The organism is Pseudomyxococcus flavus, assembly GCF_050038885.1.
Classification (GTDB): domain Bacteria; phylum Myxococcota; class Myxococcia; order Myxococcales; family Myxococcaceae; genus Myxococcus; species Myxococcus flavus.
Map to the genome: position 1 here is coordinate 7,097,791 of NZ_CP143624.1, position 13,362 is coordinate 7,111,152.

Sequence of the window (13,362 nt, forward strand, 5' to 3'; positions counted from 1 at the left end):
CCTTACGCGCCGCGGTAGGCGCGCGCCGCCCGGCGTTCGGTGCCCTCATGGTCCATCTCCGCGCAGAGGAGCTCCACCAGGGTGCGGGCCGCGCCCTTGCAGCGCTCCACGAGGTCGACCAGCTGCCGCTGCTCCTCGGGCTTCAGCGGCACGAAGCCGGGCCGTCGGACCAGTCGCTGGGCGGCGTCCAGGTGGGTGGCGGCGTCCACCGCGTCTCCCAGGACGAGCGCGACGTGCGCGTCCTGCATGCAGCTGAGGAGGGTGCGCTCGCAGCTCATGACAGGCTCTCCGCGGGACTCCGGCCCGGGCGGGCCATGGCCTTCACGAAGGCCTCGGCGAGCGGGGCGGCGGCACAGTCCGCCTCACGCACCGGGGCGTAGCGACGGGTGGGGGTGGCTTTGGTGAGGCGCGAGCGGACGAGCTCGCAGCTGGCCGCCAGGCGCTCGCACGGCTCGGGCGCCTCGCAGGGACGGATGGCAGCGAGCTCGAGGACGATGCCCGCCGAGGCGCGGGCGAGCGGCTGGCGAGCATCGATGGGTCGGCCCATCTCGAGCACGGCGGCGGCGTGGTCGTTCCGGAGGGTGGCTTGGGAGAGAGGGGCCAGCAGCCGCTCGCGCGAGGCTGTCTCCTTCTGTGTCTGTGAATAACGGGCGAGGGCATTCATGGGTTCGTCAATCCTGCTGGGAAGTGCGTTGCTCCTGGCTGATGTGGTCGTCGCCCATGGGCCTCAAGCCGCTGCCTGCCGCTTCATGACGGCGCAGTGGGAAACGAGGCGGGCTTGGAAGGCGTTGATGCGCGCGTGCACAGGCATCGGTCCTGCTGGAATCTGCTCGCGCAGGGGCCGCCAGTGGCCCACGGAGCCAGCGGCGGGAAGGCGTGAATGGAGGCAGGGCGCGTGGAGCGTCAGGAGGCCGCGAGCGGCGCGGGCGTGCGGCGCCGGAGCTTCTCGACCAGGGTGGTGCGCTGGAGGCCGAGCATGGAGGCGGCGGCCTTCTTGTTCCCACGCGTGGCGGCGAGCGCGGCGCGGATGTAGCGCTCCTCGAGCTCCCGGAGCAGCGCGGGCAGGTCGACGGGTGCCGAGCACGTGGAAGGCAGCGGAGGGAGCGTGGGCAGCGTGAGGTTCCCGTCAGCCGCCTCGCTGGCAGGCGGCAGGCAGGCGGGCGAAGGGACGATGGAGAGGTGGGCAGGAGGGGCCGACGCCGGCGGGAAGGCCACCGGCGAGGGGCAGGCGGGCGGGACATCGGGCAGAACGTCTGTCAGGTCCTCCATCCGGACGGACGAGCCCTCGGCGCAGACGGACAGGCGCTCGGCGAAGTTCTCCAGCTCCCGGATGTTTCCCTTCCATGGCAAGGAGGTGAGGTGTTGGAGCACGGCCTCGTCGACCGGGCGGGTGTCGCCAGCGCGCTCCCAGAAATGCAGGAACAGACTCGGGATGTCGCCGCGACGCTCGCGGAGCGGGGGAAGCTGGAGCGGGCAGACCAGGAGCCGGTAGTAGAGGTCGCTGCGGAAGCGCCCAGCCTCGACCTCCGCGGCCAGGTCGCGGTTGGTGGCGGCGATGAGGCGGAAGTTGGCGGAGACGGAGTGCGCGGAGCCCACTGGCTCGTAGGTCCGCTCCTGGAGCAGGCGGAGGAGCTTGACCTGGAGCGACAGAGGCAGCTCGCCAATCTCATCGAGGAAGAGCGTGCCGCCCTCGGCCATCGCCACGCGGCCCTTGCGGTTGGCGCTGGCGCCCGTGAAGGCACCCTTCACGTGCCCGAAGAGCTCGCTCTCGACGAGGCTCTCCGCGATGGCGCCGCAGTTGACGGCCACGAAGGGCCCCGAGCCGCGCAGGCTGCTCGCGTGGATGAAGCGCGCGAAGACCTCCTTCCCGGTGCCCGTCTCCCCAGTGATGAGGACCGTTGCGTGCGAGTGCGCCAGGCGCTGGCCCTTGCGAATCAAGGTCTCGAGGGGGGAGCCCGGTGCGTGCCGCGGCAGGAGGGACTGGGTGTCAGGGGAGGGGGCAGGACAGGACGGGTTCATTCTGGATGGAGACGTGGCACCGGGAAATCAGGTGCGCTGTATGGGATTGCAACGCGCGGACCACGCTCCATGATTCCGTGACACAGCAGCACCAGGGGCCTGGTGCGCCCCCTCCCGGGAGAGATGCATGGTGCTCACTGTCGCCCTGGAGTCTTTCGACACCCATGCAGGGGTTGATTACAACCCGTTTCTCGGATTGCAAGGGCGAGGGCCATGATTCCAAGAGGATGCGAGGCGCTGCGCCGTCACGCGGACAGCCCGTGAATCCCATTGTTGGGATTCGCCTCTTGTGAGTGATTGGTGTTCAATTGATTGCCGATACACGTGCAATACAGTGTAAAATGAATTTGGTTGTTACAAGGCCGTGGGTGGGGAGCATCGGCGCGCGGACTTTGCGCAGGCCCTGTTCGGGGCGCGCGAGGGTTGCGCGGATTCGTGCGGGGGCGTGTATCGGGCGCCTGTTGTTTCAGGGGGTTGGCGCAGGCGGGACCTTCGGCCGCCGCGCAGGGACCGCGGTAAAACGCGTCTTGCCTGTGAGTTGAAATAAAGCCAGGCAGGAAGCCATGCGTGCAGCCTGCCAACCTCTGTGTTTGCCTGCCTGGCTGCCATGGGGAGCGTCGGCGCGCCAGGATTCCGGCACCGCGGGATCGCCCAGAGAACGCCGTGTCACGAAACTGGCAAGCGCTCCCCAGCCAGGCGAGGCCGCGTTGCGGTGCCTGTCGCTGGCAATTCCATGCGGTGCGTGTCGCCTGGTGGATGTGTCTGTTATTGCCAGTGTGGGAGAGGGAGCGTCAGACGTCTGGCGCGCCGACGCTGGCGCAGCCGGACGGGGACCGCGCTTGCCGTGGGACGGCTCCCGCACTGATGGGGCGTCACTGCTTCCAGGAAGGCAATCTCGCTCTCCATCCCGTCCGCCTCCGAAGGAGGCTCCCACCAGAGGCTGCGGCGCGAAGGACGTTGTCCCAGCGGCCCTCTCCGCGGCCGGTGGGGGGACTGCCGCCGGGAGCGAGGGGCGGCTGGTGGATGCCTTCCAGGACGCACGGCTTGCCCAGGAAGCCAGCGCGAGGCCCGGGGGCGGCGGTCGGTCCGAGGAGGGCACGACGATGACGTGCAGGGCCTCCAGTGCGCCGGTGTGCCGGAGGCGCGAGAGGAAGGCGAAGCCGTCCATGCGCGCGGCATCAGCATGTCGAGCAGGATGGCGCACGGGCGTCGCATCCGCGCGAGCTTCTCCAGTCCGTCCTCGCCACTCCCGGCGGTGACGGCGTGGTACCCGGCGTCCCTCCAGCAGGTCCTGGAGTGACTCTCGCATGTCGGTGTCATCGTCGATGACGAGGACGGTGGGCGGCGTGGCGGCGTCAGGCGGGCACATGGCGTGTGCGGGGCACGGAGACGTAGAAGGTGGTCCCGTGCCGGGCGTCCGACGAGACGCGGATGCACCCTCCGTGCGCACGGGTCAGCTCGCGGACCAGGTACAGGCTCAGGCCGAGCGAGTGCCGCACCGTCTTCTCCACGCGTGAGTCGCGCCGGATGGGTTCGAAGAGCGTCGCGCGGACCTCCGGGGGAATGGGCGCGCCCTGGTTGCGCACGCCCAGCAGCACCGTCTTCCTGCTTGCCCGGCAGAGCACGTCGATGGGGGTGTGGGGCGCGCCGTGCGTGAAGGCATTGTCCAACAGGTGGTTCAGCAGGCGCTCCAGCCGCTCCGGGTCCCAGTCGCCCAGGGCGTCGCCACATTGGATGAGCCGCACCTCTCGTCCGGGGTGGGCGGCCCGTGCCTTCTCCACGGTGGACGCCACCAGCGCTTGCAGGTCTCCGCGGACGGGCTCGAGCTGGATACCGCCACCGAGCTGGGCTTGCGTGAAGTCCATCAGCACCTGGACCAGGTGCTCCACCCGGCGGGCGCTTCGCTCGATGCGCTTGAAGGGCCGTCGCATGGTCTCATCCATCGGCCGGCGTGCCAGCATGCCGGTGGTGGTGATGATGGCGGCGGTGGGGCTGCGGAGGTCATGTCCGACGATGCCCAGCAGACGCTGGGCGACGTCGCCGACTCGCCGCTACTCCGTGACGTCGGTGGTGATGCTGGCGAGCGCGGTGGGCCGGCCCTCCGTGCTCCGGAGCGGGAACTTGAGTGAATGGAAGACGCGGGCACCCTGGTGATTCGACGCGAGCTCCTCCACCTCGAGTGGATGATTCGTCGTCAGCACCTTGACATCGTGGCCACGCATGATGGCGGCCTGCTCCGGAGGAAAGAGGTCCATGTCCGTGCGGCCCAGCAACTGCTCCCGGCTGCGTCCCAGTTGCTTTTCGAAGTGGCGGTTGACCATCAGCATCCGGCCATCCGGGGACTTCACGTAGATGGACGCGGGCGCCTCGTCGATGATGGCCTGGAACCGGGCCTGGCTCTCCCGGAGCTCCTGCTCCGCCGCCTTGCGCCGGCTGATGTCGGAGACGGTGCCCACCCATTCGCGGATGGTGCCGTCCGCCTCACGCAACGCCACGGCCCGGGCATGGACCGGCGTGTAGCGCCCGTCCGGACGTCTCACGCGGTACTCCGAATCGAAGTGGGATTGCGTCGCCAGCGCCCGGCGCCAGTCCTCGCAAACCCGCTCGTGGTCCTCGGGATGGACCATGCCCAGCCAGCCTTGTGCCATCGCCTCGCGCTCCGTCTGCCCCGTGAAGTCGGACCAGGCCTGGTTGTGCCCGGTGCAGCCGGACGCATCCGCGGTCCACACCACCTGGGACATGGCGGTGACGAGGCTGCGGTAGCGCTCCTCGCTGCGTCGCACGGCTTCCCAGGAACTCGGGTCCTGTTGTGCGTCTGGCCGCGTCTGCGCTCGCGTGGGAGCCTGCCGGGTCGCCTCCAGCTCCGCGTTCCTGCGCGCGAGCGCGGCCGCGGCCTGCTTGCGCTCGGTGACGTCGTGTCCCTCCAGGAGCAGGCACACCACGCCGCCCCCGGCGGCACGCACGGGAGCGAGGGAGAGGTCGAGGATGCGCGCCTCTTCGTTCGGCGTGCCGTGCTGGAGCTCCACGTCTTCGCGGAAGCGCTCGCCCCCCGCGGCGCGCGCGGTCGCCTGACGGAGGCGTTCTTGCGCCCGGGGTACCCTCTGCCAGAGGGGCAGTTTCCAGAAACGGCGGCCTCGCAGCTCCCCGACCGACGACGCACGCAGCCACGCCAGCGCCGTCCGGTTCAGGTCGAGCAGCCGCCCCTCCATGTCCAGCAGCGCGACGAAGGTCTGCAGAGCGTCGAGCGCGATACGCGCAGCGTCCGGGCGCTCGACGTCATCGATGTTCCCCTCTACCACGCGCCGTACCAGGACCCTTTCAGGCCGGGGGAAGGACGTTGCGCTCCCTCGGCACCTTGCTCTTCAAGCGGCGCTGCCTCGCCTCCACGCCGCGTCCGGCACGACAGGGATGGGCCATGCCGCCGGGTGCCGGTGCCAGCGGATGCTGTGTCTTTCCACGATATGGAGGGGGCGGAGCGGCGGCCAGGACGCGGCGCGAGCCGGGCCCACGCTGGTCCGGGCGAGCAGGGCGGCGTATCCTGCCCGCTCGGGAGGAATGCTGGGATGCGGCCCCGTGCCGTCTTCTTCGACCTGGACGACACGTTGATTGACCGCGCGGGCGCCTTTGACCGGTACGTGGAAGACCTCTTCCTCCGCCACCCACAGGCCTTCTCCATGGTCGGTCGGGCGCGAGCGCTGGAGGTGCTGCGCGGCCTGGATGGCCGAGGCTCCGGCGATCGCGACGCGTTCTGCCGCGATGTCGTGGCCGCCTTTCCGGCCTTGCCGCTGAGCGCGGAGGCGCTGTGGGCGGACATGTCTTCCCGGTTGCCCACCTTCACCCGGCCCGACGAAGGCACGGGAGCGATGGTCGCGGCGCTTCGGCGGCGCGCGCCGGTGGTGGTGGTGTCCAACGGCTCGGGTCGGGTGCAGCGCGCGAAGCTGGCGCACGCGGGCCTCACGGCGCACCTGCCGGAGGTGTTCCTCTCGGGAGAGGTGGGCGCGCCGAAGCCTGACCCGCGCATCTTCCAGGCGGCGCTGGCGTCGGTGGACCGGGCGCCGCAGGAGGTCCTCCACGTCGGCGACGACCCGGAGCGGGACATCCAGGGCGCAGCGCGCCTGGGCCTCGCCACCTGCTGGGTGTCTCATGGCCGCGCGTGGCCCCCGGCGCTGGCGCCTCCCACGTACACGGTGGAGCGAATCGTCGGGCGCTCGCAGGACTTCGCCAGGGTGCTGTCGCAATGGACATGAACGCCGTCATCGGCACGCATGACCTGCTCTTCGTCACCCTGGACACCCTGCGCTACGACGTGGCGGAGGCGCTCGCCGCGCAGGGACGCACGCCCCATTTGTCAGCGGTGCTGCCCGGGGGACGGTGGGAGCGGCGGCATTCGCCCGCCAGCTTCACGTATGCGGCGCACCACGCCTTCTTCGCCGGCTTCCTGCCCACGCCCGCCACCCCGGGCCGTCACCCCCGGCTGTTCGCGATGCGCTTCGAGGGCAGCGAGACGACGGCACAGGGCACCTGCGTGCTCGATGCGCCGGACCTCGTCACGGGGCTCGGCGGCCGCGGCTACCACACCGTGTGCATTGGCGGCGTGGGCTTCTTCAACAAGCGCAACCCGCTGGGCAACGTGCTCCCTGGCCTCTTCGCGGAGAGTCACTGGAGCCCCGAGCTGGGCGTGACACATCCGCGCTCCACGGAGCTTCAGGTGGCGCTGGCCGTCCAGCGGCTGGAGGCGCTGCCGCGCTCGCAGCGCGTGTTCCTCTTCCTCAACGTGTCCGCGTTGCACCAGCCGAACCGCCACTACCTGCCGGGGGCCTCGGAGGACTCGCTCGACTCCCACGCCGCGGCGCTGGAGTACGTGGACACGCAGCTTCCTCCGCTCTTCGCGGCGCTGCGGCGCCGGGGCCCCGCCTTCTGCATCGTCTGCTCGGACCACGGGACGGCCTACGGGGATGACGGTTATACCGGACACCGCCTGGGGCACCCCGTCGTGTGGACGGTGCCCTACGCTGAGTTCACGCTGGAACGAGACACCGCACCATGACGCGTCTACAGCAGATGCTCGAAGGGTCGCCCTACGTGGCGTACCTCTACGGCTACCCGCACAAGACGGCCTACCGGCCCTTCACGCCCGCACTCCCGCTGGAGTCCGTCTGGGCGGACGAGCGCCGCGACGCGCTGTTCCTCTACGTCCACGTGCCCTTCTGTGAGATGCGCTGCGGCTTCTGCAACCTCTTCACCGCCGCCGGGCCGAAGCAGGACGTCGTGGACGGGTACCTGGGCGCGCTGGTGCGTGAGACGCGCCGGGTGAAGGAGGCGCTGGGCACAGCGACCTTCGCCCGGGCCGCCATCGGCGGTGGCACGCCGACGCTGCTGGACGTGGCGGGGTTGAACACGGTGTTCGACCTGGCCGAGGGCGTCATGGGCGCGGACATGAGGAACATCCCCGTGTCCGTGGAGGTGTCGCCGGAGACGGTGGACGCGGCGAAGCTCCAGGTGTTGCGCTCCCGCGGCGCGGACCGGGTGAGCATGGGCATCCAAAGCTTCATCGAGGCGGAGGTGGCCGCGGTGAAGCGGCCCCAGAAGACGGCGCAGGTGGAGGCGGCGCTGGACCTCATCCGCTCCACGGGGTTCCCCACGCTGAACCTGGACCTCATCTACGGCATGGAGGGGCAGACGGAGGAGAGCTTCCTCTACTCGCTGCGTGCCGCGCTTCGCTTCGCGCCCGAGGAAATCTACCTCTACCCGCTCTACGTCCGGCCGCTGACCTTCCTGGGCAAGAAGGCGCGGGCGTGGGACGACCTGCGCCTGTCGCTGTACCGGGTGGGGCGCGACTTCCTCCTGTCGCAGGGCTACACGCAGGTCTCCATGCGGATGTTCCGCGCGAGCCACGCACCGGACGCGGGCGGCCCGGTGTACCGCTGCCAGGAGGACGGCATGGTCGGGCTGGGATGCGGAGCGCGCTCGTATACGGGCGGGGTGCATTACTCGTCCGAGTACGCGGTGGGCTCGCGCGAGGTGCGCTCCATCATCCAGGCGTACAGCGAGCGGACGGAGGCGTCGTTCGGCGAGGTGGGCTACGGCTTCCGGCTGGACGCCGAGGAGCGTCGGCGCCGCTACATGCTGCTGTCCCTGCTGGCGGAAGGCGTGGACCTGGCGGCGTACCGTCAGCGCTTCTGCACCGACGTGCTGGAGGACTTCCCGGAGCTGGAGGAGCTGGAGGCGCACGGACTGGCGCGAACGAACGGTGGGGTGGTGCAGCTCACCGCGGCGGGCGTGGAGCGCTCCGACCTGATTGGCCCCTGGCTCCACTCCGAGCAGGTGCAGGCGATGATGAAGGAGTACGCCTGGCGATGAAGCTCACCGTGCTCTATCGGGGCCCGCTGTCGAGCTGCAACTACGGCTGCGAGTACTGCCCCTTCGGCAAGTGGAAGCACACCGACGAGGAGCTGGCCAAGGACCGCGCGGACCTGGAGCGCTTCGTCGCATGGGTGGAGGCTCGCACGCAGGACACGGTGTCGGTGTTCTTCACGCCGTGGGGCGAGGCGCTCATCTGGCCGTGGTACCAGGAGGCGCTGGCCCGCCTGTCGCACCTGCCTCACGTGGAGCGGGTGGCCATCCAGACGAACCTGTCGTGCAAGCTGGACTGGGTGTCCCAGACGCGGGCGGACAAGCTGGGCATCTGGGCCACGTACCACCCGGAGTGGACCAGGCGGCATCGCTTCCTGGCCCAGTGCGCGAAGCTGACGGAGCTCGGTGTCCGTCACAGCGTGGGCGTGGTCGGTTTCCTGCGCTTCACCGATGAGGCCGAGGCCCTGCGCGCCGAGCTGCCCGCGGACACGTACCTGTGGATCAACGCGGTGAAGGACGGGCAGGAGGAGCCGTACACGGCGGAGGACGTGGCGCGCTTCACGCGGCTGGACCCGCTCTTCCCGGTGAACAACACGCGTCATCCGAGCCTGGGGCGCGCGTGCCGGGGAGGGGAGTCCGTCATCTCCGTGGATGGGGAAGGCACGGCGCGACGGTGCCACTTCATCGAGGAGCCGATTGGCAACATCTACGCGCCGGACTTCGACGCCGCGCTGAGGCCCCGGCCCTGCGCGAAGCAGACCTGTGGGTGTCACATCGGGTACGTCCACCTGGAGTACCTCGAGCTGGACCGGGTCTTCGGCTCTGGAATCCTGGAGCGCGTCCCGGCAACGCCCCTGTGGAAGGTCGGGCATCCGGCGTCGAGAAACAGCGCCGGCTCCGGGATGAGCTGAACCGAAGGAAGGTCAGGCGGGTGGGGTGTCACGAGAGGTCGCGGAGGGCTTCGCGAATCTCCCATTCATAGACAGTGAGCCCGTCCCGGCGGAGGTTGGGGAGCAGGTCCCCGAAGGCGTTGGCTTCCAGCACGCGGTGCCCGGTGAAGTGCTCCTCGTACATGAGGTCGATGCCCACGTGCAGGCAGTCATGGGTGCGGGCCACCGTGCGGCAGCTCTCCATGGCATCCGCGAGCTCATTCGGGGGGACGGTCGCGTGGAAGTCGTCCAAATCTCCCCGCCAGCCGCCCAGGTGCAGGTTGGTGATGGGCCGCATGCTTTGCCGCACCACCGTGAAGGCCGGCTCACCCCGGACCATCAATACGCGGCAGTCGAAGTAGTCGCCGCCGAGCCGCGCCTTGGGAATGGAGCGCTCCACCTGTGAGCCCTCACCCAACAGATACGCGAGAATTTCATCCACCTGCTCGGGGTCATCGACGCGGCGGACCTTCAGCGAGTTGTACCAACCCGTCTTCGCCACCTCGATGGTCGTGGTCAACGTGTCCTTCGAGCGGCCTCGCCGGTAGATAGCGAGGCACGACGCGGAGGAGCCACACGACACCTTCACGAACACCTCGCGGCAGTCTTCCTCCTCCATCCGTTGGCGCAGCGATTCCACATTCGTGACGCCGTCCAGGGGCTCGGGAACGGGCACGCCCACCGCCGCGTAGCGCCGGGAGGTGATGCGCTTGTCGAAGAGGTCCGCGATGGCGGAGGGCTTCTGGAGGACACGCCAGCGTGGATGCGCCGCGAAGATGGCCTCCAGCTCCGCCAGGACGCGCAGGAAGCCCAGGTGGTGCTGCCGAGGGCTGAGAATCCGGCCGTGGTCCTCGGGCAGGCGGTCCACCTGCTCCGGCGTGAGGACGGAGCAGCCATGCCCCAGCGCATCCGCGTAGCCCCGCTTGAGCAGAGCCTTCTCGACCGCCCAGTTCTCTCCCGTGGAGTCGATGCGGACCAGCGCCTCCATGTCGGGCAGGTCCGCCAGAAGCCCGGGGGCCGCTAGCAACTCACGCCAGGGCACGACGTGAGCGGCGGGAAGTCCCTGTCGGGCAAGTGCCTCCTGGAACCACGTGACGCGCCGGTTCTCCGCATTGCCGATGAGGATGAACGGCGGCGCGCTCCTCATGTCGGTCTACTCGCCCACCGCGGCGTAGCGGTAGTCCTCTTCGTACTCGCGCTGATTGCCCACGCTGGCGTGGGGAATCGCCTTGGACAGCAGCGACTGGCCCTCCTCCGTCAGGGTGTTCTCGGTGAGGTCGAACTGCTTGAGGTGGGAGAAGGCCGCCGCCTTGTCGGCCAGTGCGCGGGCGCCCTCGTCGGACAGGGTGCCCATGGAGATGTCCAGCTTCTCCAGCTGCGGGAGCACCTTCGCGGTGGGCAGCACCTGGGCGAGCGCGTCGGTGAACTCGGAGTTGCGCAGGCCGAGCTGCTTGAGGTTCGGCAGGCCCTTGCCGTCGAGGATGGGCTGGATGTCCTCCACGCCGCCCTCCGCGCCGTAGTCGTTGCTGCCGAACCACACCTCCAGGCGCTCCAGCTTCGGCCACTTCGCGCTGGCGATGGACTTGATGGCGCCCAGGGGCAGGCCGCCCGTCTCCACCGTGAACTCGCGCAGCTCGGGCAGGTCGATGTCGCCCAGGCCGAGCTCGCCGCCGCGCAGCCGCAGCGTGCGCAGGTTGGGCAGCACCTTCAGCGCCGCCGAGACATCCGTCAGGTGCGTCCAGGAAATCTCGGTGTCATCGGGGTACTCGAAGTCGCCGATGAACAGGTCCGTGAGCGTCTTGGAGCCACCGGCCTCCGCGATGGCGCTGATGACGTCACCGTAGTCGTTCTCGCCATCGAAGCTCGCCATGCCGATGGTGAGGCTCCGGATGAAGCGCGCGGAGGGCAGGGCGAGCAGCTCCCGGGTGGCCTCGGCGATGTCCCGGTCGGAGTCGTAGTCCTTCTGGCCCAGGCGCGCGGAGCGGATGAAGCCCAGGTGCCACTCCACGGAGAGCTCCTCGGACTTCACCGCGTCCGCCAGCTCGCCCAGCAGCAGCGACGGGTGCTTCTTGATGAGCGCGGTGGCCTTGCGCTTGAGGTCACTGGCCTCCGTGCCGGTGGCCTGCGAGGCCGCGTGCTGGAGGGCGATGAGCTCGCCGCGCGGGTCGCCCTGGCTCTGGAGCCAGTCGCCGTAGACGAGGTACGCGTCCACGTTGTCCGGGTCCTTGAGGATGGCGGCCTCCAGCTCGGGGTTGGAGGCGGCCTCGGCGCCCTCATCCTCGCCGCCCTCGTCGTCCTCGCCCTTGCCCGCGAGCACGTAGCCCTTCTTCTCCTTCTCGCGGACGAGCTTGTCGTGCTCCTTCTCGGCTTCGGCGGGCGAGGCGAAGGTCTGCGTCTTCTCCTGGCCATCGGTCCCGATGCGGCCCCACCGCGTGGTGAAGGTGTTGCCGGAGAGGGTGATCTCCCAGAACTTGTTGGAGCTGCCTTCCTTGAACTCGTACCGCGCCATGGCCCGTCCTTCGTCCGTTGCGCCGCTCAGGGCGCGTTGTCAGCCCGGACGCTAGAGAAGCCCCTGGGCAAGCTCAAGCGTTACGCCCGTCCAGGCCTCCCACGGTTCGCCGTGGCCATCGGCCCCCGCGGAGGGCTCCAGCTTTCGAGAATCCAGGACTTCGCGCTTGCCTCGGATGAAGCGTACGAACGGCGAGGGGCCGCTGAGGTCCAGCAGGTGCAGGCCCACGCGGGACGACGCGGTCGGGAACGGCTTCGTGGCTTGACTGCTCGCGTCGAGCAGCACGACGTCCACTCGCGCCCGCTTTGAAGCCGCCTCGGCTGTCTCCAGAACGTCCTCCAGCGCGGCGGCGGTGAGGACCTCCGCCGTGCCCCGGGCGCGCCACTCGCGCAGCAGCAGCTCGCACAGGCCCCGCTCCGACTCCAGGGGCGCTCCATCGCTTCTGGCGTGGAGGAAGACGACGCGGAAGTGGAGCTCCTCGCTGCCCAGCCACAGGGAGAGCCGCCGCACGAGGCAGAGCAGCAGTCCCAGTGCCACCACCCAACGCTGCCAGCGGACGCCGCTGTCCTTCACGCGCGCGTCCGCCAGTGAGGGCGACAGGACGAAGGTGATGACGCGCCGGCGCCGCACGGAGATGCTCTCGTCGCGGGTGTAGTAGAGGAGCTCGCCCTCCACGTAGCGCACGTCGAAGAGGTCGAGGTTCGGCGCGTCCTCCATGTAGACGAGCTCGGAGGTGACGAGGTTCTCCAGGCTGCCGACGTTGGAGACGGAGGAGAAGCCTCCCTGCGGGAAGGCGGCTTCGTCCTCCAGGGCCATGGGCACGGGCGCGACGCTCACCGGGCGGGCTCGCAGCTTGGGGGGCAGCGACTGTGACAGGGACTCCGCCGCTTCCACCGCCTGCTCCAGGGCCATCCGCTGGGCCTTGCCCTGGAGGTGCTCCAGGTTCTCCAGCGTGAAGGCCTCCGCGTCGCCGAGCAGGGCGTGCGCACGACGGGCCGCGCTCGCCAGGGCTTCGTAGGCTTCCGCGAGCCGCTCCAGCATGGTGCTGGCGCTGGACTCGCGCAGCGCCGCGTAGCCCGTTTGGAGCAGCTCCGCGGGTGGTCGTTCCAGGACGCGCCGGGCCTGCGCCGGGCTCACCGGGTTTCCGGTCGTGTAGCCCATGCGCGCCAGCACGCGTGTCACCAGGAATGCAATGCCGCGAGGCCGGAGCGCCTCGGGCAGCCGCGCCAGAGCGGCGGAGACCGCCTCCAGGTGGGGCTCCGCGGCCAGCCGGGCCAGCACGTGGTCGTCATACGCGCGCACCGCATCGCGCAGTCGGGGCAGCGTGTCCGGCACGGGCGCGGCAGGCGCGAGCGGTACTCCCGAGGCGAGCCTCCCGAGGTCCGCGACCAGGGCCGGCGGAGGCAGGGCCGGCGACTCGGCGAGCGCAGCCAGGAGCCAAGGCACCGCCGTGGCCAGCGCCTCGGCCGAGAGGTGCTCCTGCCGCGTCAGGCACAGCCCGGCGCACAGCCAGCGCTCCGTGTCCCTGGGACTTCGTGGCTCCGTGCTCAT

General features: G+C 69.9%; 13 protein-coding genes. 5 read left to right on the top strand and 8 right to left on the bottom strand.

The window, feature by feature from the left end:
* Positions 1 to 2: 2 nt before the first annotated feature.
* The 3 genes from VZL07_RS29525 to VZL07_RS29535 form a co-directional block, all read right to left on the bottom strand.
* Positions 3 to 278 (bottom strand): hypothetical protein, encoded by a 276-nt coding sequence (locus VZL07_RS29525; RefSeq protein ID WP_426751212.1) that lies wholly within the window; start codon positions 276 to 278, stop codon positions 3 to 5.
* Positions 275 to 664, bottom strand: a complete 390-nt coding sequence (locus VZL07_RS29530; RefSeq protein WP_426751213.1) for a flagellar export chaperone FliS — start codon at positions 662 to 664, stop codon at positions 275 to 277. The genes VZL07_RS29525 and VZL07_RS29530 overlap by 4 nt, the downstream gene beginning before the upstream one ends.
* Positions 665 to 903: 239 nt before the next feature.
* Positions 904 to 1,938: a sigma-54 interaction domain-containing protein gene (locus VZL07_RS29535; protein ID WP_426751214.1), complete on the bottom strand. Its 1,035-nt coding sequence runs from the start codon at positions 1,936 to 1,938 to the stop codon at positions 904 to 906.
* 1,189 nt (positions 1,939 to 3,127) lie between these two features.
* Between VZL07_RS29535 and VZL07_RS29540 the strand changes: the two genes are divergently transcribed.
* Complete coding sequence (locus VZL07_RS29540) at positions 3,128 to 3,319, top strand: hypothetical protein (RefSeq protein ID WP_426751215.1); 192 nt, start codon at positions 3,128 to 3,130, stop codon at positions 3,317 to 3,319.
* A 55-nt stretch (positions 3,320 to 3,374) separates the two neighbouring features.
* Here VZL07_RS29540 and VZL07_RS29545 read toward each other — a convergent pair whose 3' ends face one another.
* Both VZL07_RS29545 and VZL07_RS29550 read right to left on the bottom strand, forming a co-directional pair.
* On the bottom strand, positions 3,375 to 4,043 hold the full coding sequence (locus VZL07_RS29545) for a sensor histidine kinase (protein WP_426757402.1): 669 nt from the start codon (positions 4,041 to 4,043) through the stop codon (positions 3,375 to 3,377).
* Between the two features lie 27 nt (positions 4,044 to 4,070).
* The gene (locus tag VZL07_RS29550) at positions 4,071 to 5,318 is read right to left on the bottom strand and encodes a PAS domain-containing protein (RefSeq protein ID WP_426751216.1); all 1,248 of its coding nucleotides are present in this window, start codon (positions 5,316 to 5,318) and stop codon (positions 4,071 to 4,073) included.
* A 264-nt stretch (positions 5,319 to 5,582) separates the two neighbouring features.
* Between VZL07_RS29550 and VZL07_RS29555 the strand changes: the two genes are divergently transcribed.
* From VZL07_RS29555 to VZL07_RS29570, 4 genes are read left to right on the top strand one after another with little or no spacing between them, the layout of a single operon-like run.
* Positions 5,583 to 6,266, top strand: coding sequence for an HAD family hydrolase (locus tag VZL07_RS29555; protein ID WP_426751217.1), 684 nt, complete (start codon positions 5,583 to 5,585; stop codon positions 6,264 to 6,266).
* Positions 6,257 to 7,066, top strand: coding sequence for an STM4013/SEN3800 family hydrolase (locus VZL07_RS29560; protein ID WP_426751218.1), 810 nt, complete (start codon positions 6,257 to 6,259; stop codon positions 7,064 to 7,066). Before VZL07_RS29555 ends, VZL07_RS29560 begins: the two co-directional genes overlap by 10 nt.
* On the top strand, positions 7,063 to 8,379 hold the full coding sequence (locus VZL07_RS29565) for an STM4012 family radical SAM protein (RefSeq protein WP_426751219.1): 1,317 nt from the start codon (positions 7,063 to 7,065) through the stop codon (positions 8,377 to 8,379). The genes VZL07_RS29560 and VZL07_RS29565 overlap by 4 nt, the downstream gene beginning before the upstream one ends.
* A complete protein-coding gene (locus tag VZL07_RS29570) occupies positions 8,376 to 9,284 on the top strand; it encodes an STM4011 family radical SAM protein (RefSeq protein ID WP_426751220.1) in 909 nt (302 codons plus the stop codon). The genes VZL07_RS29565 and VZL07_RS29570 overlap by 4 nt, the downstream gene beginning before the upstream one ends.
* A 28-nt stretch (positions 9,285 to 9,312) precedes the next feature.
* Here VZL07_RS29570 and VZL07_RS29575 read toward each other — a convergent pair whose 3' ends face one another.
* From VZL07_RS29575 to VZL07_RS29585, 3 genes are read right to left on the bottom strand one after another with little or no spacing between them, the layout of a single operon-like run.
* Positions 9,313 to 10,449, bottom strand: a complete 1,137-nt coding sequence (locus VZL07_RS29575; protein ID WP_426751222.1) for an STM4014 family protein — start codon at positions 10,447 to 10,449, stop codon at positions 9,313 to 9,315.
* Between the two features lie 6 nt (positions 10,450 to 10,455).
* A complete protein-coding gene (locus VZL07_RS29580; protein WP_426751224.1) occupies positions 10,456 to 11,811 on the bottom strand; it encodes a WGR domain-containing protein in 1,356 nt (451 codons plus the stop codon).
* 51 nt (positions 11,812 to 11,862) lie between these two features.
* The gene (locus tag VZL07_RS29585; RefSeq protein WP_426751225.1) at positions 11,863 to 13,362 is read right to left on the bottom strand and encodes a hypothetical protein; all 1,500 of its coding nucleotides are present in this window, start codon (positions 13,360 to 13,362) and stop codon (positions 11,863 to 11,865) included.